Origin of the sequence: Bradyrhizobium sp. WSM2254 (assembly GCF_000472645.1) — a bacterium.
In the GTDB taxonomy this organism is placed as follows: Bacteria; Pseudomonadota; Alphaproteobacteria; order Rhizobiales; family Xanthobacteraceae; genus Bradyrhizobium; species Bradyrhizobium niftali.
In genome coordinates, this window is record NZ_AXAB01000030.1 from 1 (window position 1) to 23,005 (window position 23,005).

Annotated in this window: 20 protein-coding genes; 6 read left to right on the plus strand and 14 right to left on the minus strand. The window is 65.6% G+C overall.

Going from position 1 to position 23,005, the window contains the following annotated elements; genetic code table 11:
• Positions 1 to 723 precede the first annotated feature (723 nt).
• Positions 724 to 1,059, minus strand: a complete 336-nt coding sequence (locus A3M7_RS0122175) for a hypothetical protein (RefSeq protein ID WP_084302383.1) — start codon at positions 1,057 to 1,059, stop codon at positions 724 to 726.
• A gap of 104 nt (positions 1,060 to 1,163) precedes the next feature.
• On the opposite strand from A3M7_RS0122175, the gene A3M7_RS0122180 reads away from it, so the two are divergent.
• From A3M7_RS0122180 to uraD, 4 genes are all read left to right on the plus strand, one after another.
• Complete coding sequence (locus A3M7_RS0122180) at positions 1,164 to 1,442, plus strand: hypothetical protein (protein ID WP_027545854.1); 279 nt, start codon at positions 1,164 to 1,166, stop codon at positions 1,440 to 1,442.
• Between the two features lie 89 nt (positions 1,443 to 1,531).
• Positions 1,532 to 1,945, plus strand: a complete 414-nt coding sequence (locus A3M7_RS0122185; RefSeq protein WP_008134648.1) for a DUF3830 family protein — start codon at positions 1,532 to 1,534, stop codon at positions 1,943 to 1,945.
• Positions 1,946 to 2,881, plus strand: coding sequence for an allantoinase PuuE (gene puuE, locus A3M7_RS0122190; protein ID WP_027545855.1), 936 nt, complete (start codon positions 1,946 to 1,948; stop codon positions 2,879 to 2,881).
• 6 nt (positions 2,882 to 2,887) lie between these two features.
• Positions 2,888 to 3,775: a 2-oxo-4-hydroxy-4-carboxy-5-ureidoimidazoline decarboxylase gene (uraD, locus tag A3M7_RS0122195; protein ID WP_027545856.1), complete on the plus strand. Its 888-nt coding sequence runs from the start codon at positions 2,888 to 2,890 to the stop codon at positions 3,773 to 3,775.
• On the opposite strand, the gene A3M7_RS0122200 is transcribed toward uraD, so the two are convergent.
• The 3 genes from A3M7_RS0122200 to A3M7_RS0122210 are packed head-to-tail and all read right to left on the minus strand — an operon-like array spanning position 3,772 to position 8,740.
• On the minus strand, positions 3,772 to 5,169 hold the full coding sequence (locus A3M7_RS0122200; protein WP_027545857.1) for a nucleobase:cation symporter-2 family protein: 1,398 nt from the start codon (positions 5,167 to 5,169) through the stop codon (positions 3,772 to 3,774). The genes uraD and A3M7_RS0122200 overlap by 4 nt on opposite strands.
• A 23-nt stretch (positions 5,170 to 5,192) precedes the next feature.
• Positions 5,193 to 7,916: a molybdopterin-dependent oxidoreductase gene (locus tag A3M7_RS0122205; RefSeq protein WP_027545858.1), complete on the minus strand. Its 2,724-nt coding sequence runs from the start codon at positions 7,914 to 7,916 to the stop codon at positions 5,193 to 5,195.
• Entirely contained in the window at positions 7,913 to 8,740 is an 828-nt protein-coding gene (locus A3M7_RS0122210) for an FAD binding domain-containing protein (RefSeq protein WP_027545859.1), read from the minus strand. The genes A3M7_RS0122205 and A3M7_RS0122210 overlap by 4 nt, the downstream gene beginning before the upstream one ends.
• A 153-nt stretch (positions 8,741 to 8,893) precedes the next feature.
• On the opposite strand from A3M7_RS0122210, the gene A3M7_RS0122215 reads away from it, so the two are divergent.
• A complete protein-coding gene (locus tag A3M7_RS0122215) occupies positions 8,894 to 10,243 on the plus strand; it encodes an 8-oxoguanine deaminase (protein ID WP_027545860.1) in 1,350 nt (449 codons plus the stop codon).
• Positions 10,244 to 10,349: 106 nt separating this feature from the next.
• Here A3M7_RS0122215 and A3M7_RS0122220 read toward each other — a convergent pair whose 3' ends face one another.
• The 4 genes from A3M7_RS0122220 to A3M7_RS0122235 all read right to left on the minus strand — a co-directional run bounded on the left by A3M7_RS0122220 (position 10,350) and on the right by A3M7_RS0122235 (position 15,055).
• Positions 10,350 to 11,426: a BMP family ABC transporter substrate-binding protein gene (locus tag A3M7_RS0122220; protein WP_027545861.1), complete on the minus strand. Its 1,077-nt coding sequence runs from the start codon at positions 11,424 to 11,426 to the stop codon at positions 10,350 to 10,352.
• Between the two features lie 78 nt (positions 11,427 to 11,504).
• Positions 11,505 to 12,422 (minus strand): ABC transporter permease, encoded by a 918-nt coding sequence (locus A3M7_RS0122225; protein WP_027545862.1) that lies wholly within the window; start codon positions 12,420 to 12,422, stop codon positions 11,505 to 11,507.
• Positions 12,409 to 13,500: an ABC transporter permease gene (locus tag A3M7_RS0122230; protein WP_027545863.1), complete on the minus strand. Its 1,092-nt coding sequence runs from the start codon at positions 13,498 to 13,500 to the stop codon at positions 12,409 to 12,411. Before A3M7_RS0122230 ends, A3M7_RS0122225 begins: the two co-directional genes overlap by 14 nt.
• Positions 13,484 to 15,055, minus strand: a complete 1,572-nt coding sequence (locus tag A3M7_RS0122235; protein ID WP_027545864.1) for an ABC transporter ATP-binding protein — start codon at positions 15,053 to 15,055, stop codon at positions 13,484 to 13,486. The genes A3M7_RS0122230 and A3M7_RS0122235 overlap by 17 nt, the downstream gene beginning before the upstream one ends.
• Positions 15,056 to 15,638: 583 nt before the next feature.
• On the opposite strand from A3M7_RS0122235, the gene A3M7_RS0122240 reads away from it, so the two are divergent.
• Positions 15,639 to 16,745, plus strand: a complete 1,107-nt coding sequence (locus tag A3M7_RS0122240) for a hypothetical protein (RefSeq protein ID WP_027545865.1) — start codon at positions 15,639 to 15,641, stop codon at positions 16,743 to 16,745.
• Between the two features lie 228 nt (positions 16,746 to 16,973).
• Here A3M7_RS0122240 and A3M7_RS0122245 read toward each other — a convergent pair whose 3' ends face one another.
• The 6 genes from A3M7_RS0122245 to A3M7_RS0122270 form a co-directional block, all read right to left on the minus strand.
• On the minus strand, positions 16,974 to 17,459 hold the full coding sequence (locus A3M7_RS0122245; RefSeq protein ID WP_027545866.1) for a nucleoside deaminase: 486 nt from the start codon (positions 17,457 to 17,459) through the stop codon (positions 16,974 to 16,976).
• Positions 17,460 to 17,529: 70 nt separating this feature from the next.
• Positions 17,530 to 19,062: an ABC transporter ATP-binding protein gene (locus tag A3M7_RS0122250; RefSeq protein WP_027545867.1), complete on the minus strand. Its 1,533-nt coding sequence runs from the start codon at positions 19,060 to 19,062 to the stop codon at positions 17,530 to 17,532.
• On the minus strand, positions 19,059 to 19,742 hold the full coding sequence (locus A3M7_RS0122255) for a cysteine hydrolase family protein (protein WP_027545868.1): 684 nt from the start codon (positions 19,740 to 19,742) through the stop codon (positions 19,059 to 19,061). Before A3M7_RS0122255 ends, A3M7_RS0122250 begins: the two co-directional genes overlap by 4 nt.
• Positions 19,743 to 19,753: 11 nt before the next feature.
• Positions 19,754 to 20,680, minus strand: coding sequence for an ABC transporter permease (locus tag A3M7_RS0122260; RefSeq protein ID WP_011088891.1), 927 nt, complete (start codon positions 20,678 to 20,680; stop codon positions 19,754 to 19,756).
• Entirely contained in the window at positions 20,680 to 21,792 is a 1,113-nt protein-coding gene (locus A3M7_RS0122265; protein WP_027545869.1) for an ABC transporter permease, read from the minus strand. Before A3M7_RS0122265 ends, A3M7_RS0122260 begins: the two co-directional genes overlap by 1 nt.
• Complete coding sequence (locus A3M7_RS0122270; protein ID WP_027545870.1) at positions 21,789 to 22,901, minus strand: BMP family ABC transporter substrate-binding protein; 1,113 nt, start codon at positions 22,899 to 22,901, stop codon at positions 21,789 to 21,791. The genes A3M7_RS0122265 and A3M7_RS0122270 overlap by 4 nt, the downstream gene beginning before the upstream one ends.
• Positions 22,902 to 23,005: the final 104 nt, after the last annotated feature.

Genomic DNA, 23,005 nt, shown 5'->3' on the forward strand with positions numbered 1-23,005 from the left:
AAGGAACTCGGCTCCCGGGAGAGCACGGCATAAGCCGTCCAACCACTGCGCAGGGAAGGCCGAGTGATTGGCTACACCTGTATGCTGCTGTGCGGTTTCTTCTGCGTGTGCCTTTTGCGCAGCAGACCGCAGGTGCCAGCTGGCACCCGGCCTTCCCTGCGCCCTCTTGGCTTTGAGAGGGTGGAGAGACGAAGCAAAGCTCGGGCGAAATGAGCCGCGAAAACGGGAAGGCGTGTCTGCAACCACACGCTTGCCGTCATCGCCCGGCTTGACCGGGCGATCCAGTACGCCGAGACGGCGGTGATTGAATCGAGAAGCTGCGGCGTACTGGATTCCCCGCCTTCGCGGGGAATGACAGTTGTATTTGGAGGACGAAGTCGATGCCTCATACTCTGTCATTGCGAGCGAAGCGAAGCAATCCAGAGTCTTTCCGCGGAGGGATTCTGGATTGCTTCGCTTCGCTCGCAATGACGATGTGGAGGCGGCGAGTCCCAATCCATCACCGTCACCCTGAGGTGCGCGCTCTGCTGCGCGCAGCGCTGCAGAGCAAGCCTCGAAGGGCGACGGCCCGGCTGCATCTCGGCCGTGCATCCTTCGAGGCTCGCGATGGAGCGCTTCGCGCCCCATCACTCGCACCTCCAGCGACAACGGCTTCGCCGTTGCGCGGGGATGACGGATCCAGCAATGACGATGTTGAAGCAGTTGTGCTCTACGCTTCCAGTATCACCGTCCCGCCGGTGCCGACATGGCGCCGTTGGCGTAGCGCGACCAGTCGGGCGCGGTGGGCTGCGACGGCCAGAGCGCGGCGTTGGAGTCGCGCACCGATTGGGTGATGGGGGCTGGTTGCGCCTTGCGGCTATGGTGGCGGTCGCTCGCAGCGGCGGTCTGGATGGTGGCGGCGGCAATCAGCGTGGCGCCGAGAATGGCGAAAGTTTTTTGCATCGTTGTTTCTCCCGTGACGACGCTCCGGCTGTGAGAAATGTGTTCGTCGTCGCGGCTGACATGGCGATGGGGCCTTGCGAATATCAGCGGCGCCACCTTCACGTTGCGGCGAGCCATTTTTTTGGTCCCGGCTAAATATTCGGCAGTCGGCCGGTCGGGCCCGATGGACTTGCCCCCGGCAATCCGGTTGAATGGGGCGAATTGGTTTTCAGGCGACAACGATGTCGAAATATCTGCTGGTCCTTCTCCTGATCGCCGCGCCGGTGGCGGCGCAGGTCAAGCCCACTCCGAGGAGTTCGGCGGTGCATCCGGACCCCTGCGCGCCGATCGGGCGGACCGCGGACGGCAAGCTGGTCTACTCGATGAAATGCGAGAACCTTCCCGCACCGCCTCCACCCCCGCCGCAGGCGGAACTCAAGGAGGCGGCGCCGCCTGCCGCCGAGCCCGAGCCGGAAACGCGGCGGAGCGGCATTTTCGGCTGGTCCTACGACCGCAGGTGAGGTGCCGCGCCCCTTGCGCGAAGCCCGATGGAATGCTCTTTGCTTGAAAGTTCCCCGTGGGGCCTTAGCCCCCGATCCAGAGAGATGAGATGAGCAAACTCGTTATCCGTGCCGGCGACTACACCTTCGATGCCCGCTTCGAGGAGCAAGCGGCGCCCAAGACCGTTGCCGCGTTCCGCAAGGCCATGCCGTTCGAAAGCCACATCATCCACGTGCGCTGGAGCGGCGAGGCGGTGTGGATGCCGCTCGGCGACCTCGATTTCGGCGTCGGCTATGAGAACCACACCAGCTATCCCGCACCGGGCCAGATCATCCTCTATCCCGGCGGCATCAGCGAGACCGAGATCCTGATGGCCTATGGCGGCGTGAGCTTCGCGAGCAAGATGGGCCAGCTCGCCGGCAATCACTTCATCACGGTGACCTCGGGGCTGGAGAATCTGGCGACGCTGGGCAAGAGCGTGCTGTGGAAGGGCGCGCTGCCGATCCGCTTCGAGGAAGTCTGAGTGACTGATACCCGCTACCCGCGCGATCTCCGCGGCTACGGCCGCAACCCGCCGCATCCGCAATGGCCGGGCAACGCGCGGGTTGCGGTGCAGTTCGTCGTCAATTTCGAGGAGGGCGGCGAGAACAACATCCTGCACGGCGACCGCGCCTCGGAAGCCTTCCTGTCCGACGTGCTCGGCGCGCAGCCCTGGCCGGGCCAGCGTCACGCCAATATCGAATCGATGTTCGAATATGGCTCGCGCGCCGGCTTCTGGCGGCTGTGGCGGATGTTCAATGAGCGCAAATGGCCGACCACCGTGTTCGGCGTCGCCACCGCGCTCAAGCGCAATCCGGAAATCGTTGCCGCGATGAAGGAGTCCGGCTGGGACATCGCCAGCCACAGCCTGAAATGGATCGAGCACAAGGACATGACCGAGGCGCAGGAGCGCGCCGAGATCGCCGAGTCGATCCGCGTCCACCTCGAGGCGACCGGATCGCGGCCGCTCGGCTGGTACACCGGTCGCTCCTCGATCAACACCAACCCTCTCCTGATGGAGGAGGGTGGCTTCCTCTATCTCTGCGACTCCTATGCCGACGATCTGCCCTATTGGGTCAAGGGCGCCAGGGGCAAGCAGCTCATCATTCCCTATACGTTAGACGCCAACGACATGCGGTTCATCAACCCGCAGGGCTTCGCCGAAGGCGAGCAGTTCTACACCTATCTGAAGGACGCCTTCGACGTGCTCTACGCCGAAGGAGAGACTGCGCCGAAGATGATGTCGGTGGGGCTGCATTGCCGCCTCGCCGGCCGCCCCGGTCGCGCCGCGGGGCTGATCCGCTTCCTGGATTACATCGGCAAGCACGAGCGCGTCTGGGTGCCGACGCGGCTCCAGATCGCGCAGCATTGGCACGACAAGCACGCGCACCTGGCCGCCGACGCGTTCGAGATCGGGTAAGCAACGATGTCGCAAATCCCGCTCGCCGATCTCAACGCCGCTGACAAGGCCGGCTTCGTCGCGGCGCTCGCCAATGTCGTCGAATATTCGCCCTGGATTGCGGAGAAGCTCGCGGGGCAACGGCCATTCGCCGGCATCAACCAGTTGCACACCGCGCTGATGGCAGCGATCCAGAGCGCCGAACCCGACGTGCAGCTGGCGCTGATCCGGGCGCATCCTGATCTCGCCAACAAGACCCAGCGCGCCGCGGGCCTGACGGCGGAATCGACCGACGAGCAGAACAGCGCGGGGCTCGACCGGCTGTCGGACGCCGAATATGCCGCGTTCGAGCGCGTCAACAATGCGTACCGTGAAAAGTTCGGCTTCCCCTACATCGTCTGCGTGCGCCGCCACACCAGGGATTCCGTGCTGCGCGACTTCGAGACGCGGCTGCTCAATATTGCCAAGACCGAGACGCGACGTGCGATCGAGGAGATCGGCCGCATCTCGGCGCTGCGGCTCGATCAGCTCGTCGTCGCCGACGACAAGCTCAAGGTGCACGGCCGGCTCTCGACGCATGTGCTGGACAACCACGCCGGCAAACCTGCGCCCGGCATCCCCGTGGAGCTCATCGAGCTCTCCGCGCTCGGCGAGAGCCGCGTCATCGCGCGCACCGTCACCAATGCGGATGGGCGGACCGACCAGCCGCTGATCGGCGGGCGCCCGCTTCCGATCGGCCGCTACGAGCTTCGCTTTCGCGTCGCCAGATATTACGCCGAGCGCAACGTGCCGCTGTCGGAGCCGGCGTTCCTCGACGAGATCCCGTTGCGCTTTGCGATCAGCGAACCGGAAAACCACTATCACGTGCCGTTGCTGGTCACGCCCTGGAGCTACGCGACCTATCGCGGCAGCTAAACATGCTGCGCGGATGATGCGGCTGCCGCTGCATCTGCCTCGGCCGCAGCGCCACCGCTCAAGCCGTTGAAGAAGGCATTGAGCAGCACCGAGACCACCGCACAAAGCAGAATGCCGGACTCCAGCAGTGGCTGGAGATCATGCGGCAGATTCCGGAAGAAGCCGGGCGCGGCGAGCGGGATCAGGCCGAAGCCGATCGAGATCGCGACGATGAAGAGATTGTAGCGGTTGGTGCGGAAATCGACCGAGGTGAGGATGCGCGCGCCTGTTGCCGCGACCATGCCGAACATCACGAGGCCCGCGCCGCCGAGCACGACCAGCGGCACCGCCTCGACCAGCGCTGCGAGCTTCGGCAGCAGTCCGAGCCCGAGCATGATGCAGCCGCCCGTCACCGTCACCCAGCGCGAGCGTACGCCGGTGACCGAGACCAGGCCGACATTCTGCGAGAACGAGGTGTAGGGAAAGGTGTTGAAGATGCCGCCGAGCAGCGTCCCGACGCCGTCGGCGCGCAGGCCCCGGCTCAGGGCTTCGCGGTCGACCGCCTTGCCGGTGATGTCGCCGAGCGCGAGGAACATGCCGAGCGACTCGATCATCACCACGATCATGACGACGCACATGGTGATAACAGGCACCAGATGAAATTGCGGCATGCCGAAGCGGAAGGGGATCACCGGCGCGCCCCAGGAGGCGGCTGCGACCTTGTCGAAATGCATCACGCCCAGAATGGTTGCGAGGACGGCACCGGCGACGATGCCGAGCAGCACGGAAACGTTGGCGAGGAAGCCGGTGCCCCATTTGATCAGGCCGAGGATGAAGAGCAGCACGAACAGCGAGATGCCAAGGCCCTGCAATTGCCCATAGGCCGGATTGGGAAAGCTGCCGGCGACGCCGTCGACCACCTTCGTCAGCGTCGGCAGGCCGCCCCCGGCCCAGTTGATGCCGACCCGCATCAGGGAGATGCCGATGACGAGAATGATGCTGCCGGTGACGACCGGCGGAAACAGCGGCAGCAGCCGGCTGACGAAGGGCGCGGCGACGATGCCGAAGATGCCGGCGGCGATGACGGAGCCGTAGATGCCGAGCAGGCCGATATCGGGCGCGGCCGCCATCGAGAGCATCGGTCCGACCGAGGCAAACGTCACGCCCATCATCACCGGCAGGCGGATGCCGACGCCGGGAAAGCCGAGGCATTGCACCAGCGTCGCGATCCCGCAGGCGAACAGGTCGGCGCTGATCAGGAAGGCGACGTCCTCCGGCGGCAGCTTCAGCGCGCGTCCGATGATCAGCGGTACCGCGACCGCGCCGGCATACATCACCAGCACGTGCTGGAGCCCGAGTGCGAGTAGGCGCGGGACCGGCAGGACCTCGTCGACGGGATGGACCTCGCTGCTCATGAATGAATCCCCCTGAAATAGGCCTAACCAAATTTGTCGTGCAGCGCCGGAAACAGCCGGTCCGGCTTGAAGGGCGGTGCGGTAAAGCGGATGCCGGTGGCGTCTGCAATCGCGTTGCCGAGCGCGGCGGCGACCGGGTTGTACGGACTCTCGCTCATCGACTTCGCGCCCAGCGGTCCGATCGTGTCGGAGGTCTCGGCGAAGAAGACCTCGGTGCGCGGCACGTCCGCGAAAGAGGGCAGGTGGTAGTCGCGGAACTTCGGGTTGGTGACGCGGCCGGTCGCGTCGATCACCATCTCCTCGTAGAGCGCGGCGCCAAGCGCCTGCGCGACGCCGCCCTCGACCTGGCCGCGGCACTGCATCGGGTTGGCGACGATGCCGGCATCCGCCGCCTGCACGCTTCTGAGAATCTTGAGCTCGCCGGTGCCCTTGTTCACCGCGACGCGAAAGCCCTGCACGTTGAAGCCGACCGAGCGCGGCGTGCCGCCGGAATTGCCGCTGGCCGCGAGCGGCTGACCACGCTCGCGTGCAAGCGTCGCCAGTTCAGCAAACGACATCCGTCGTACGCCGCTGACGACGGCCTCGCCCTCGAGCGTGCAGCTTTCGACGTCGCAGAGCCAGGCGTCTGCGGCCGCGGCCCTCAGCTCGGTTGCAAGCTGCATGGCGGCTGCATGCGTCGCCTTGCCCGCGACGAAAGTGCCAGCGCTGCCGTAGGCGCCGGTGTCGTGGCCGCCATGGGCGGTATCGGACTGGCGCAGGCGAATCCTGTCGACGGTGGTGGCAAGCGTCGTCGCCGCAATCTGGCTGTGGACCGTGCTGGTGCCGTTGCCGAACTCGGCGGTGCCGACGGTGAGGTCGAAGCCGCCGTCGTCGTTGAGCGCGATCATGGCGTCTGCGATGTGGCCGGCCGGCGGCACCGTGTCGATCATGGTCAGCGCGACACCGTCGCCGATCAGCCATTCCGGCGACAGGGCCGGTTGCTGGCCATCGGCCTGCATCGCGCGCTCGACGAGATCGAGGCACTGGTCGAGCCCGTAGGAGCCATAGAGCACGTCGTGAAATTCGGACGGCGGCGGCGACAGCATGGGGTCGCCTGGCTTGACGATGTTGCGCCGGCGCATGTCGTAGGGGCTGATGCCGAGCTGCCTGGCCAGCTCGTCGATCGCGGCCTCGATCGCGATCAACGTCTGCGGCAGGCCATAGCCGCGAAACGCGCCCGATGGCACCGTGTTGGTGTAGACGGCGTAGCCGTCCACCCGCTTGTTCGGACAATTGTAGACGGCGATGGACTCCGACAGCGAGTGGAACATCACGGGACCGGCGTGATTGCCGTAGGCGCCGGTGTTGGAGAGCACGTCGAGCTGGAGTGCGGTGAGCTTGCCGTCGGCATCGGCACCGGCCTTGATGTGGACCCGCATCGGATGACGCGTCGAGGTCGCGATGAACTGCTCCTCGCGGGTGAGCTCGAGCTTCACGGGCCGTCCGGTCTTGAGCGCCGCTAGCGCCAGGATGTCCTCGACGAACATCTCCTGCTTGCCGCCGAAGCCGCCGCCGACGCGCTCGCAGAACACGCGGACCTTGTCCATGGGCAGCTGGAAGATGTCGGACAGCGCGCGCCGGGTCAGGAACGGCACCTGCGTCGAGGTGCGGACGTTGAGCACGCCGGAAGCGTCGAGCCAGGCGAGGCCGCCATGGGTCTCCAGCGCCGCATGCTGCACGCGATGACTGTGGAAGGTGGCCTCGTAGGTGACGGCGGATGTGGCGAGTGCTGCTGCGACATCGCCGAACTCGCCATGGGTCTCAGCCGCGAGGTTGCGCTGGGCGTCGGCGACCCGGTTCTCGGTGGTGCGGTCGGGATGAATGATTGGCGCGCCGGGCGCCATCGCCTGCTCTGGATCGATCAGCGCAGGCAGGATCTCGTAAGTGACCGTGAGCCTCCGGCAGGCCTCCTCGGCGGCGCCTTCGCTGTCGGCCACGACGGCGGCGACCTTCTGGCCGATGAAGCGCACGACGTCGTCGAGGATGCGGGTGTCCTCCGGGTCCATCCAGTCCTTCTCGTGCCGGGCGGTCGAGATCAGGACGGATGGCGCATCCTCATGCGTCAGCACCGCATGCACGCCGGGAACGCCGAGCGCCGCGGACTTGTCGATCGCGATGATCCTGGCGTGGGCGTGAGGCGAGCGGAGCAGCTTGACGTGCAGCAGGCCGTCAATCTGCGTGTCGAAAGTGTAGCGTGCCTTGCCGCGCACGACATCGGGCCCTGCGGGCGCAGGCAGGCTGCGGCCGAAGGCGGCGCCGGCCTCGACGCTCTCCTCGACATTGATCTTGCCGAGCAGCGCGTCCTCGATCGCGCGATAGCCGGTGCAGCGGCAGATATTGCCCTTCAGCGCGGCGCCGAGATCGGTGCGCTGCGCCTGGTTCAGCGAGGCGCAGGTCAGGATCATGCCGGCGGTGCAGAAGCCGCATTGAAAGCCCTGCGCATCGAGGAAGGCCTGCTGCATTGGATGCGCGCCGTGGTCGCCGCCGAGGCCCTCGATCGTGGTGACGGTGCGCCCCTCGGCGCGGAACGCCGGGATCAGGCAGCTGTGCACCGGCTCGCCGTCCAGCAGCACGGTGCAGGCGCCGCAATCGCCGGCATCGCAGCCTTTCTTGACGCCGAAATGACCGAGCTCGCGCAGGAACGTGCGCAGGCACTGGCCGGCGCGCGGCTCCTGCGGAAACGTCTTGCCGTTGATCTCGAAGCTCATGACGGCGTTGCCCCCAGCAGTTCGCGGCGAATCTCTTCGGCGAGCCGCAGCGTCATGTGCTTGCGCCAGAGCGGCTTGCCGTGGATGTCGGTGTGGTACAGGTCATCCGTGATCTGCTGCACGATCGTGTCGCGAAGCGCGTTCGCGTCCGGCGGTTTGGGGAAGGAGAGCCGGATTGGCCGCACCGTCGATGCGGTGACGGTCAGCGCCAGCGTGCCATCGGGATCGAGGCTGCCGATCAGGAGCGCCGCCGAGCGGCCGACCGGGGCGAGCGAGATCTGACGAAACGCCGTGCGGCGCTTCAGCGCGGCAATCGGGATATCGATCTGCCGCAGCAGGTCGCCCGGCGTCAGGCGGTTGCGCTGGTTGCCGGTGACGAAGTCGATGACGGGAATCTTCTGTTCGCCGCCGCCGGCCTTCCAGATGGTGCAGACACCGTCGAGCGCTGATGTGAGCGAGATCATCGGACCCGCCGGCAGCGACATGCAGAGATTGCCGCCGACGGTCGCGGTCTTCCAGATCTTGAACGACGCAAGGAAGGCGCGGCAGCACTGGTTGATCAGCGGCGCCGCGAGCCAGTCGGGCGGGCAGGCGAAACTATCGATCTGCGCGACAGTGCAAGTTGCGGCAATGCCGAGATGGCTCTCGGTGATCGTCAGCGCCGGCCATTTCAGATCGGTGAGATCGATCAGCCGTGTCAGCTGCGCTTGCGGCTCCGAGAACAGCCACGTGCCGCCTGCGAGCCAAGCATCACCTGGCGTCCAAACGGGCAGCTGCGCGCGCGTTTGCGGATGGGCTACGGCTGTGATGGTATTCAAGTCCATGGCTGCGCCAGCGCTTGCACCGAGTGATTTGCACCGAGGGAAAGTCTTGCAAGACCAGAGCCAAGTCGCAACAAGAAGTCGCAGCTGGAACGCGATCGGGCTGGCCGCCGCCTTGCCGGTCTGCCGTCAGCTTATGTGGGGAGAAGCAGGATCATGAGCGACGCAAAGCCGATCTGGATCAGGGATCCCCTGGCCATCCTCGCCGACGGCGCCGGGCGCGGGATCGTGGTGAAGGATGGCCGAATCGTCGAGCTCGTGCCGGCCGGCGGCGCGCCTGCGACCGCGGATGTCGCGGTGTTCGACGCGGGCGAGCACGTCGTGCTGCCGGGCCTCATCAACACCCATCATCATTTTTACCAGACGCTGACGCGGGCGCTTCCGGCGGCGATGGACCGCGAGCTGTTTCCCTGGCTCCAGGCGCTCTATCCGGTGTGGGCGAGGATGACGCCTGATGCGCTGGAGCTCGGCGTGACCGTGGCGATGTCCGAGCTGCTGCTGTCGGGCTGCACCACCACGACCGATCATCACTACGTGTTCCCGGCGGGGCTCGAGGAGTCCGTCGATATCGAGGTCGGTGTCGCAAAACGGCTCGGCGTGCGCGTGCTGCTGACGCGCGGCTCGATGAACCTGTCGCAGCGCGACGGTGGCCTGCCGCCCGACAGCGTCGTGCAGGACGAGGACACGATTCTCGCCGACAGCGCGCGCGTGGTCGCAAAGCATCACCAGCGCGGTGCGGATGCGATGGTGCAGATCGCGCTCGCGCCTTGCTCGCCGTTCTCGGTGACGACCTCCCTGATGCGCGCGACCGCCGATCTCGCCGACAAGCTCGACGTGCGCCTGCATACCCATCTCGCCGAGACCGAGGACGAGAACAAGTTCTGCCAGCAGATGTATGGCTGCCGTCCGCTCGACTATCTCGAGCAATGCGGCTGGCTCAATGCGCGGACCTGGCTCGCCCACGGAATCTTCTTCAATCCGGACGAGATGAAGCGGCTCGGCAAGGCCGGGACGACCGTCAGCCATTGCGCCTGCAGCAATCAGCTTCTGGCATCCGGTTGTTGCCCGGTCTGCGAGATGGAGGAGGCCGGCGTCGGGATCGGCATCGGCGTGGACGGCTCGGCCTCGAACGACGGGTCGAACCTGATGCAGGAGGTGCGGGCCGCGTTCCTGCTGCAACGTGCGCGCTACGGGGTGACGAAGGTCAGCCACAAGGATGCGCTGCGCTGGGCGACCAAGGGCTCGGCGGCCTGTGTCGGCCGGCCGGAACTCGGTGAGATTGCCGTCGGCAAGGCGGCCGATCTCGCGCTGTTCAGGCTCGACGAGTTGCGCTTCTCCGGCCATGGCGATCCCCTGGCCGCATTGGTGCTGTGCGGGGCGCACCGGGCCGACCGGGTCATGGTGGCAGGACAATGGGCCGTCGTCGACGGCGCGATTCCGGGACTGGACGTCGCCGATCTCATCCGCCGCCACAGTTCCGCGGCGCGGGCGATGCAGGCGGGATAGGGGCGGAATAGAAAGAGGGGGCAACCACAAGTGCCGGGTGCTTGTGGCTACCCCCTCCGAACCTCCTCCGGGAGGAGCAGGTGGTCCAGGCAATGCAAGAAGCGTGCTACTTGCCCGGCAGCTTGTCGTCGATGCCCTTGACGTAGAAATTCATGCCAAGGATCTGGCCGTCAGCGAGATTGGCGCCGCCCTTGCACTCGACCTCCTTGCCGTCCTGCCCAACGATCGGGCATTTGAACGGATGCAGCTTGCCGGCGGTGATCGCGGCCTGGGCATCCTCGGCCATTTTCTTCACGTCGTCGGGCATGTTGGTGTAGGGCGCCATCGCGAACATGTGGCTGTCGAGGCCGCCCCAGGTGTCCTCGGACTTCCAGGTGCCGGCGAGCTCGGCCTTAACGCGCTCGATGTAGTAGGGGCCCCAGGTGTCGAGGATCGAGGTTAGCTGGGTCTTGGGCCCGAACTTGATCATCTCGGAATCCTGGCCGAAGGCGAGCTTGCCGCGTTCGCTGGCGATCTGCATCGCCGCCGGCGAGTCCGTGTGCTGCATGATGACGTCGGCGCCCTGGTCGATCAGCGCCTTGGCGGCGTCGGCTTCCTTGCCCGGATCGAACCAGGTGTTGGCCCAGATGATCTTGACCTTGATGTTCGGATTGATCGTCTGCGCCGCGACGATCGTCGCGTTGATGCCGGAGACGACCTCGGGGATCGGGAACGAGCCGATATAGCCGAGCACGCCGGACTTCGACATCTTGGCCGCGATCAGGCCCTGGATGTAGCGGCCCTGATACCATTTGGCCGAATAGGTCGACATGTTCTTGTCGCGCTTGTAGCCGGTGGCGTGCTCGAAATGCACGTTCGGGTATTTCTTGGCGACCTTCAGCGTCGGATCCATGTATCCGAACGACGTCGTGAAGATCAGCTTGTTGCCGGCACGGACGAGCTGCTCGATGGCGCGCTCGGCGTCGGGACCTTCAGGGACGTTCTCGAGCGTGGTGGTCTCGATCTTGTCGCCCAACTCCTTCACCAGCGCCAGACGTCCCTGTTCGTGCTGGTAGGTCCAGCCGAGGTCGCCCACCGGGCCGAGGTAAATGAAGCCGACCTTCAGCTTGTCGGCGGCGGAGGCGGCACTGACGCTTCCGGCGAGCAGAAGCCCGGCAGCCAGCGCAAGAAGTGATTTTCTCATCATCAATCTCCAGATAGTCGGGGAAAGCCACGATCCGCAGCGTGCGCGCCCCATCGCGCCCGCCGCGGAAATGAACACTCAGCGGTCAGGCACGAACACGGTGCCGAGCGCGGCGGGTGCGGTCGAGCCGCCGGTGCGCGCCCGGGACAACAGGACCAGGACGATGACGGTTGCGAGGTAAGGCAGCGCCGACATGAACTGCGAGGGAATGCCGACGCCCCAGCCCTGCGCGTGCAGTTGCAGGATCGTCACCGCGCCGAACAGATAAGCGCCGACCACGAGCCGGCCCGGCCGCCAGGACGAGAACACCACCAGCGCCAGCGCGATCCAGCCGCGGCCCGCGGTCATGCCGGGAATGAAGAACGGCGTGTAGGCGAGCGGCAGGTAAGCACCGGCAAGCCCGGCGCAGGCGCCGCCGAACATCACGGCGAAAGTACGGATGCGCAGCACGGGATAGCCGAGCGCGTGCGCGGAGACGTGATTGTCTCCGCAGGCGCGCAGGATCAAGCCCGCCCGCGTGCGGTACAGGAACCACCAGACGCCGATGATGAGTGCGATGGAGAAATAAACGAAGGCGTCCTCGCCGAACAGCACGCGGCCGATCAGCGGGATGCCGGTGAGGCCGGGAATGGCAAGATGCACCGCCGGCGTGATGCGCTCGCCGACGAAGCCGGCGCCGATCAGGCCGGAGAGCCCGATGCCGAGGATGGTCAGCGCCAGTCCCGTTGCGACCTGGTTGACCGCGAGGCCGAGCGCCATCAGGGCGAAGATCAGCGACATCAGCGTGCCCGCGACGATGCCGAACAGCGCGCCGACGAAGATCGAGCCGGTCAGCCAGGCGCCGGCGAAGCCGCAGGCCGCGCCGACGATCATCATGCCTTCGACGCCGAGATTGAGCACGCCGGAGCGCTCGGTCACGAGCTCGCCGGTCGCCGCGATCAGAAGCGGCGTCGAGGCGGCGAGCACCGCAAGGATGATGGCTTCAACCAGTTCCACGGGCCACCTGTCGGTTCGGGAAGACCAGCTTGAAGCGGTAGAGAATGAGGGAGTCGCAGGCGAGCACGTAGAACAGCAGGATGCCCTGAAATACCTTGGTGACGTCCAACGGGATCTTCATCGCGATCTGCGCCTGCTCGCCGCCGATAAAGGTCAGTGCGAGAAAAAGGCCTGCAATTAATATTCCAAGGGGATTCAGCCGGCCGAGGAAAGCGACGATGATCGCGGTAAAACCGTAGCCCGGCGAGATACCGGGCTGGAGATGTCCGACCGGACCTGCGACCTCGATGATGCCGGCAAGGCCGGCGAGCGCGCCGGACACGGCGAAGGTCAGGATGATCAGCTGGTTGGCGTTGAAGCCGCCGAACCGCGCCGCGCGCGGCGCCGCGCCAACCACCCGGATTTCGAATCCCTTGATGGTTCGCCCGAGCAGGATCGCCGCTGCCGCAACGACGAGCAGGGCGATGATCGACCCGAGATGCAGCCGGCCGCCTTCGATTAGCAGCGGCACCGTGGCCACCGGATCGAATTCGGCGGTGGTCGGGAAATTGAAGCCGTGCGGATCGCGCCAGGGGCCGCGCACGAGGTAGTCGAGAAAGAGATCGGCGACATAGACCAGCATCAGGCTGGTCAGGATCTCGCTGGCGCCGAACTTCACCTTGCAGATCGCGGGGATCAGCGCATAGAGCGCGCCCGCGGCGGCTGCGAGCACGAGCATGGCCGGCAACACCCAGGCCCCGGCGTCTGTGCCTTGCGTCTTCACCGCAATCCAGCTTCCGGCGACTGCGCCGATCAGGAATTGCCCTTCGGCGCCGATGTTCCAGGCATTGGCGAGATAGCAGAGCGACAGGCCGATCGCGATCATCACCAGCGGTGTCGCCTTCACCGCGATCTCCTGGAGCGAATAGCTGTCAGTGAGCGGCGCGATGAAATAGGCATGCAGGGCGAGCAGCGGATTCTTGCCGAGGATCGCGAACAGGATGGTCATGGTGACGATCGTCAGGCCGATCGCGATCAGCGGCGAGACCAGCGCGATCGTGTTGGAGCGCTCGGCGCGCTTCTCAAGCACCAACTGCATGCGCGGCCTCCCTCGGTTCCAGGCTGCTGCCGCCCATCAGAAGGCCGAGCTTTTCACGGGTCGCCTCGCTTGTTGCGAGCGGCGCGGACAGGTGGCCGTGGAACATCACGGCGATGCGGTCGGCGATCTCCGCGAGCTCGTCGAGATCCTGGCTGGTCACCAGCACGGCGGCGCCAGCGGTTGCGAGATCGAGCAGCGCCTGGCGGATGACGGCGGCAGCGCCGGCATCGACGCCCCAGGTGGGCTGGCTCACCACCAGCACCGCCGGATTGCGCAGGATCTCGCGGCCGACGATGAACTTTTGCAGATTGCCGCCGGAAAGGCTCGCAGCCTCCGGATCGCGCTTGGCCTTGCGCACGTCGAACGTTTCGGTCGCACGGTCGACGGTCTTCAGCGTGGCCGCGGTGTCGATGAAGCCGCGATGGACCATGCCGCTGGCGGCGTGCCCGGTCAGCAGCGCGTTCTCCGACAGCTTCATGCGCGGCGCGGTGCCGTGACCGAGCCGCTCCTCGGGAACGAAGGCGGCCCCCAGCTTGCGCCGCTGCGTGATCGACAGATGTCCGGCGGCGATGCCCTCGATCACCACCGTGCCGGGGTCCTTGGACAGCCGCTCGCCGGAAAGCGCGGCGAACAGTTCGTCCTGGCCGTTGCCGGCGACGCCGGCGATGCCGAGAATCTCGCCGCCCTTCAGCTCGAACGAGATGTGCTCAAGCCGAACGCCGTGCGCTTCGCTCGGTGCGAGCGTGAGGTCGTTGACGACGAGCCGCGGCACCGTGGTCTTGCGGCCGGCGGGCGCTTTGACTTCCTTGATCTCGCCGCCGACCATCATGCGCGCGAGCGAAGCGGCGGTTTCGAGCCGGGGATTGCAGGTGTCCACTTTCTTGCCGCCGCGCAGGATCGTGGCGGTGTCGCAGAGCCGCTTCACCTCCTCCAACTTGTGGCTGATGTAGAGGATGGCACGGCCTTCGGCCTTGAGCCGCTCCAGCACGATGAAGAGCTGGTCGGCCTCCTGCGGCGTCAGCACGGCGGTAGGCTCGTCCAGGATCAGGAATTTCGGATCCTGCATCAGCGCGCGAACGATCTCGATACGCTGGCGCTCGCCAACCGACAATTGCCAGACTTCGCGTTTGGGATCGAGCGGCAGTCCATAGGTCTTCGACACCTGCTCCAGCCGCGCCGACATGTCCTTGAAGGACTCTTTGCCGTCGAGGCCGAGCGCGACGTTCTCGGCGACGGTGAGGTTGTCGAACAGCGAGAAATGCTGGAACACCATGCCGATGCCGCGGCTGCGAGCTTCCGACGGACCGGACAGGACGATCGGCTGGCCCTGCCAGCGAATCTCGCCGGCGCTGGGCTGAATCAGCCCGTAGATCGCCTTGACCAGCGTGGACTTGCCGGCGCCGTTCTCGCCCAGCAGCGCGTGGATTTCCTTCGGCCAGATATCGATGTCGATGGAATCATTGGCGAGAAAATCCCCATAGCGCTTGGTGAGCCCGAGCGTCTGAAGCAGCGGGGACTCGCCGGAATGCAGGCCGTTAGGTGTCGGATCTAACATTCGCTGATGCGCTTGCATGGGGTGAAGTGTCGCAATAGTGAGCTAGTTTGAACCGCCGCGTAAGGTGTGAAAAGCGTCATCCCTTGCTCAACGCTTCGGCAGGCGGTTGATATCGGCGAGTCGCCGCTCCCGCCGGGTGCGGATCGTGCTCCAGCGCCTCGGGACTGTCCTTGCGGGCGCGGCTTGCGCGTGACGTCTGTTGCAAATTTGTGACGGTTCAAGCCAAATCGGAACCGGCTGTGCAGGCCTGACCTGAAGTTGAGCAAAGTCGCGCCACCGCGCGTATGCATTTGCGGACCAATGTGACGATGGCCGTCGGTCATCATGCCTTGCACGTTCGCGCCGACATGAAAGCCGAACAAAATCAAACGGGAATGTCCGGCAATAGCCCGCCTTGCCTTGCCGTAGGCCGGCGGAAGGGAGCGCACGAGAATCCCTGGAATTCCGCAGTGAAATGCCGCCGCGTGCCGAAACAAGCGGCATGCCTTGAAAGAAGTTGAGGCTTCTCACCCCGGGAGATCGGCGCAAGTGTCGCACCCAAGGGACGCTCATTTTTACGTGTCCAAACTTGGGGGTATTCAGGATGTCGTTTCGCTTCAAGGCAATTGCAGCCGTCGCGCTGTCACTTGCTACGCTCGCTACCTCTGGCCTGGCCCAGGCGGCGGATCTGCCGGTCAAGGCTGCCAAGAAGGCGGCCGACCTCCCGTTCTTCCTGGTGATCGACAACCGCGTGTCCTTCTCCTGGATGCCCAAGGGTACCGACCCCGGCATGTGGAGCGTCCGTCCGGACGGCAGCATCAACGGCACCACCGCGAAGCAGGTCTACTCCTTCACCCACTTCGACCTCTGGGCCTACGGCACCAACTTCTTCACCATCTCGATGTTCAAGTCGGGTCATAACGACCCTGCCTCGCCTTGCGTTGCGCCGGGCGTGAACATCAACGGCACCGCCAGCGATTGCGCGGGCGCCACCGAAATTTACGGCCTGTTCCGCTCGACCTTCGGCTGGAACGAGATCTTCAACACCAAGGCCTTCACCATGGGGCCGCTGCACAACATTTCGTTCGAAGTCGGCATGGATGCCAACACCGAGAACAACTTCCTCGCGCCCGCCAAGCGCGACGTCGTCGCCGGTCTCCAGTTCGCCTTCGACCTTCCCTACAAGGGCTACATCAACGTCGCGCCCTTGATGTACTGGGAGTTCTCGAACCACAACGCCTTCACCCAGTGCGGCCTGTTCGGCGCTGGCGTCCCCGGCGTGACCTGTAACTCCGACGGCAATGTCAGCTACAACCCGACCTGGGCCGTCGAAATCAACTACTACATGGACCTCGGCTTCCTGCCGCCGAACATGCAGTTCTGGTCGATCAGCGGTCGCGCCGGCTGGTACGGACCGAAGGGTGACTCGAACGGCCTTCCCGCGCTGTCTGGCACAGGCATCTTCAGCACCAAGTCCAAGACCGAGCTGAACAGCGAGCCGATCCGCCTGACCTTCGATGCCTCGAAGGCGGTCTGGGGTGACAAGTACTCGCACTTCGTCGACCTGTGGGTTGCCTACCGCTACTGGCAGAACAAGTTCGGCCTCGACCACAACGCCATGGCTGGTGTCTGCACGATCGCGCCGACTGGCCAGAGCACCAAGAGCTGCACCGAGTCCACGGTCTATGGTGGCATCACGGTGAAGTTCTGATCGACTGAAGTCTCCAAGCTGAAGCGATGGCGCCGCGCATGACCCGCGCGGCGCCATTCGTTTTTACGGGAAGACGCTGCCGTAGGGTGGGCAAAGCGACTTGTCCGCCGTAGCTCGAAGAGCGAAGGCGGGAGCGTGCCCACCACTTCTGCTTCTATTGCATTCAAATGGTGGGCACGGCGCAAGAGCGCCTTTGCCCACCCTACGCTTCCGAGTTTGTGGTGGCGCCTACTTCGTCCACACGCCGTCGTGCAGCGCTTCGGCCTCGACCTCCAGCAGCGGCCCGACGACCTCCGTCGGTCGCTGGCCGCTGGCAAAGACCGCGCGGCAGGGCAGGTCGAGGGTCGGGTTCTCCGGATGGTTGCCGGTAACGCCGCGCAGGCGGTGCTCGCTGAGGCCGTAGACGACGCGGCCGATGCCGGCCCAGTAGATCGCCCCGGCGCACATCGCACACGGTTCTGCCGAGGAGTAAAGCGTGGCCTTTGCCAGCACGTCCCGGCCGAGCGAGCGGCAGGCCTGCGTGGCCGCAAGGCGCTCGGCATGCGCAGTGCCGTCGCGGTCCGGCATGTAGCCGTTCTCGGTTTCGATCAGCACCTTGCCGTCCGCATCGACGACGATGCAGCCGAAGGGATGGTTGCCATGGGTGAGGGAACGGCGGGCGACCGCAAAGGACAGGCGCAGAAAGTGCTCGTCGCGTTCGCCTGCGCCGTCCATCGGTCCTCCCAAAGCATGATCCGGAAAAGTGTACAGCGGTTTTCCGAAAAGATCATGCTCAAACGATTGGTCAGTGTCCCGCCATGTGCCGGCCGACCACGGTGAGATCGGCCTCGCTGGTCCGCGCTTCATACACGAACGCGCCGTGGAACATTACCACGAGGCGGTCGGACAATTCGAGCAGTTCATCGAGGTCTTCGCTGACGAGCAGCACCGCCGCGCCGCGGTTGCGCGCCGCCATGATCTCCGCGTGGATCTGCGCCACCGCCGCGAAGTCGAGACCGAAGCAGGGATTGGCGGCAATCAGCACCTCGACGTCGCCGCCGAGCTCGCGGGCGAGCACGGCGCGCTGGACGTTGCCGCCCGACAGCGCCGAGATCGGCGTATCGGGCGTGCGGGTTTTGATCTTGTACTGCCCGATCTTCTTCCTGGCGTCGTTGCGGAAGGCGCTGCGATTGAGCCACCAGCCGCCGCTGGCGAACGGCGCACGATCGAACTCGCGGAAGGCGATGTTGTCGGCGACGCTCATGCCGCCGACACAGGCGTTCTTCAGCGGCTCCTCGGGCAGCAGCGACATCTTGTGGCGCCGCATCTCCTCGCGGCTGGCGTGATAGGAATCGCCGGCGACACGGATCTCGCCGCTCTCGGCCTCGCGCTGGCCGGCCAGCACCTCGACGAGCTGGCGCTGGCCGTTGCCGGAGACGCCGGCGATGCCGACGATCTCCCCGGCGCGCACGGTCAGGGAAACGTCATGGACGGCAATGGCGCCGGCGTCGTCGAGCGCGCGAATTTTCTCCAATTCCAGCCGCGCCTGGCCGGCTTCGCCGGTGCGCGGCGGCTGCACGGTCAGCTGCTCCGCGCCGATCATGGTGCGCGCCATCGCGTCTGGCGTGAGCTCAGCGACCTTGCCGGCTCCGGCGAGCTTGCCGCGGCGCAGGATCGTGACCTCGTCGGCGAAGGCCATGACCTCGCGGAATTTGTGCGTGATCATCAGGATCGTCAGCTCGCCCCTAATGACCGTGTCGCGAAGCATGCCGAGCACCTCGTCGGCTTCCGCCGGCGTCAGCACCGAGGTGGGCTCGTCCAGGATCAGGAAGCGGCGCTTCAGATAGAGCTGTTTCAGGATCTCGCATTTCTGCCGTTCGCCGGCCGAGATGTCGGAGACTTTTGCAGAGAGCGGGACCTTGAAGGGCATTCGCGCCAGGAAGGCCTCGAGCTCCTTCATCTCCTTCGACCAGTCCACCACGGCCGGCACATTGTCGCGGGCCAGCACGAGGTTTTCGGCGACCGTCATGGCCGGCACCAGCGTGAAGTGCTGGTAGACCATGCCGAGGCCGAGGGCGTGAGCGTCCTTCGGATTGGCGATGGCCTGCTCGCGGCCGCCGACGATGATGTCGCCCTCGGTTGCGTGGTAATAGCCCATGATGCATTTGACGAGCGTCGATTTTCCGGCGCCGTTCTCGCCGAGCAGCGCATGGAATGACCCCGGCCGCACCTTCAGCTCGACATTGTCGAGCGCCAGGAAATCGCCGAAGCGCATGGTCATGGCGATGGCGTCAACGCCGAACGCACCTGAGGGCGGGGGCGTTTCGCCGATGATCACGAAATCGCTCCGATGAAGGCGTCCGAGGTGGAGACCGCACCGAACACGCCGCCCTGCATCTTGATCATCTTGAGCGCATGATCGTGATTGCTCTTGTCCGTGGCGCCGCAGCAATCGTGCAGCAGCACGCATTCGAAGCCGCGGTCGTTGGCCTCGCGCATGGTGGTGTGGACGCAGACGTCGGTGGTGATGCCCGTCAGCACGATGTTCTCGATGCCGCGCACGCGCAGGATCAGCTCCAGGTCGGTGGCGCAGAACGAGCCCTTGCCGGGTTTGTCGATGACAGGCTCGCCGGGCAGGGGGCTAAGCTCCTCGATGATGTCCCAGCCGGGCTCGCCGCGCACCAGGATACGGCCGCAGGGTCCGGGATCGCCGATGCCGGCGCCGATCTGGCGCGAGCGCCAGCGCTTGTTGGCGGGAAGGTCGGAGAGATCGGGGCGATGGCCCTCGCGGGTATGGATGATGTGAAAGCCCTGAGCGCGCATGACGCTGAGCAGCTTCTTGATCGGCCCGATCGGTGCCCGCGTCAGCGAGAGGTCATAGCCCATCTTGTCGACGTAGCCGCCGACGCCGCAGAAATCGGTCTGCATGTCGATGATGATCAGCGCCGTGTTCTCGGGGCGGAGGTCACCGTTATAGGGCCAGGCGTAGGGCTCGGACTTGATGTAGCGCTCGGGCATGATTTCGCTCTCTAGCGGGTGATCGACAATTCGGCCGGGGCTCCGGTCAGTGTGCGTTTCGGCGAGCAGGTGATGATCATGATCGCCAGCGTCAGGATGTAGGGCGCGGCGTTGAAGAGGTGATAGCCGGAGGTGACGCCGACCGATTGCAGGGCCGGTCCCAGCGCCGCGGCGCCGCCGAAGGCGAGCGAGGCCCACAGGCAGAGCAGGGGATCCCAGCGCGCGAAGATGACGAGCGCGACGGCCGTGATACCCTGTCCGGAGGACAGGCCCTCGTTCCAGCTGCCGGGATAGAACAGCGACAGGAACGAGCCGCCGATGCCGGCGAGGAAGCCGCCGACCATGGTGGCGCGCAGGCGGATCAGCAGCACCGAGTGGCCCATGGCGCGTGCGGCATCCGAGCTTTCGCCGGCGGTGCGGATCAAGAGGCCCCAGCGCGTGGTGCGGAAGGCCCAGTACAGGATCGGCGCGAGCGCGACGCCGATCAGGAACAGGACATTGACGCGTAGCGCCGCGCGCACCTGCGGGATGTCGCTCCACCAGCCGAAATCGATTGCGGGTAGTCGCGGTGCGGTTGGCTCGATCAGCGGCTTGCCGAGATAGAAGGCAAGCCCGGTTCCGAACAGCATCAAGGCGATGCCGACCGCGACGTCGTTGACGCGCGGCAGCGAGCAGATGCCGGCGTGCAGCGCGCCCAGCAGAGCGCCGGTGATGCCGGCGGCGAGCACACCCAGCCATGGTGATCCCGAGAGATAGGAGATGCCGTAGGCACTCATCGCGCCCATCACCAGCGTGCCTTCGAGGCCGAGATTGATGCGGCCCGAGCGCTCGGTGATGCATTCGCCGAGACTCACGAACAGGAACGGGGTGGAGACGCGAATGGCACCGCCGAGCACGGCGAGCGGGACGGTCCAGAGTCCGATCGATCCGTCTGCCATCAGGATCTTCCCTTCAGGAATCCGATGCGGCCGTAGAGCGCATCGCTGGCCAGCACGAAGACGAAGATGATGCCCTGGAGCACCAGCACGGACGCGTCGGGCAACCCCAGGCGGCGCTGCAACAGGCCGCCGCTGGCGCTGATGCCGCCGAGCAGGATCGCGACGGGGATGATGGCGAGCGGATTTTGCCGCGCCAGGAACGCGACGAGAATGCCGGTGAAGCCATAGCCAGCCGCGAGATTGGCGTTGGTGCGCCCCTGCACGGCGGCGACCTCGACCATGCCGGCAATGCCTGCCGCACCGCCGGCGAGGAAGCAAACGGTCAGGATCAGCTTGCTGACGCCGAGGCCGACGATCTTCGCGGCGCGGATGTTGCCGCCGGCGACCCGCGCGGCGAAGCCGAACACGGTGTGGTAGATCAGGATGTAGGCGGCGATCGCGGCGATCAGGCCGAAGACGAGGCCCCAATGCACGTCGGTGCCGGGAATGCTGCCGATCATGTTGGCGGCGCCGATCTCGCGGGTCGAGGGCTTGTTGAGGCTGGCAGGATCGCGCATCGCCCCCTCGACGAGATGGTTGAGGATCGCGAGCGCGATATAGACGAGCAGCAGGCTCGAGATGGTCTCGTTGACGCCGCGATACTGCCGCAGCGCACCGGATAGCATGATCCACAATCCGCCGCCGATCACGCCGGCGATGATCATGGCGATCTGCACGACGAGCGGCGGCATGCCTTGGAGTGCGAGCGCAGCACTCGTCGCGGACAGCGCGCCGATCAGCAGCGCGCCTTCGCCGCCGATGATGACCATGCCGAGCTGCGCGGGCAGCGCGGTGCAGAGCGCGGTGAGGATCAGCGGCGCAGCACGCGTCAGCGTGTTCTGCCAGGAGAACCAGGTGCCGAAAGCGCCGTAGTACATGTAGAAATAGAGGTCGAGCGGATTCTTGCCGAACATCGCGACGAAGATGCCGAAGACCACCAGCGCGCCGGCGAGCGCCGCGCCCGGGATCAGGACATATTCGATCGTGCCGCCGTGGCGTTGGAGAAAGCCGGGGTCGGCGGCCGGGGCAATTGTCCCGGCCACCTCGGCAGAATCCGCCGCTTCCGTGGTCACGAAGTCGCTCCGATCACGCCTTCGACCAGGTAGTCCATCTTCTCCAGTTCGGGATCCTTCTGGCCGCGATCGGTGCCGGCAGGGATCACCGTCTTGCCCTTGTTGTCGAGGAGGCCTCCCTTGAAGATCGTGTAGCCTTCGGCCGACAAGAACTTGGCCTTGACGTCGTCGGCATGCTTGCGCGCCTCGGCGGAGACGGCTTCGCCATAGGGCGAGGTCTTGACGATCTCTTCCTTGAGGCCGCCGCGGAAGAAGTTCGGGATGCTCTCGCCGGCGGCGATCATCTTGACGAACTTGGGATAGAGCGCTTCCCAGTTCCACTCGGCGCCGGTGAGATACGCCTTCGGCGCAAGCGGCGACTGGTTGGTGTGATAGCCGCAGACGAAGGCGCCGCGGCGCGCCGCGTTCTCGACCATCGTCTTCGGCCCGTCGACGTGGCAGGTGAGCACGTCCACGCCCTGGTCGATCAGGCTGTTGGTGGCTTCGGCTTCCTTGACCGGCATCGACCAGTCACCGGTAAAGATCACCTGCGTGGTGGCCTTCGGGTTGGCGAGCCTGGCGCCGAGGGTGAAGGCGTTGATGTTGCGCAGCACCTGCGGGATCGGCTTTGCGGCGACGAAGCCGAGCTTGCCGCTCTTGGAGGTGTAGCCGGCGACGATGCCGGAGATGTACTGGGCTTCGTCGATATAGCCGAAATAGCTGCCGGCGTTCTTCGGGTCCTTGTCGGTCCAGAGGCCGCCGCAGTGCTCGAAGCGCAGCTTCGGGTACTTGTTGGCCATCTTGACCATGTGTGGATTGTAGTAGCCGAACGAGGTCGGGAAGAGCAGGGTGGCGCCGTCGAGATTGATCATGGACTCGATCGTCTTCTCGACCGCGTCGGTCTCCGGCACCTTCTCTTCCTCGACGACCTTGAGCCCTGGAATCTTCTTCAACGCCGCCGCGCCCTGCGCATGCGCCTGGTTGTAGCCGTAGTCGTCGCGCGAGCCGACATAGATGAAGCCGATGGTGGTGTCGGCCGCGAAGGCCGGGCGGACGCCCGCCGCCGCGCCGAGGGTGAGGGCCGCGCCGCCCTGCAACAAATGACGTCGTGATATCCTGCCAAAATCCATTGCTTGCTCCCCTTGGCGGATGCTCCGCCTTGATCTCGCGGCCACCGCCGGTTTGGCGGAGCCGGGATAAGTTGTCGCAAGCTTTGTGCCAGAGGCTACGAAGC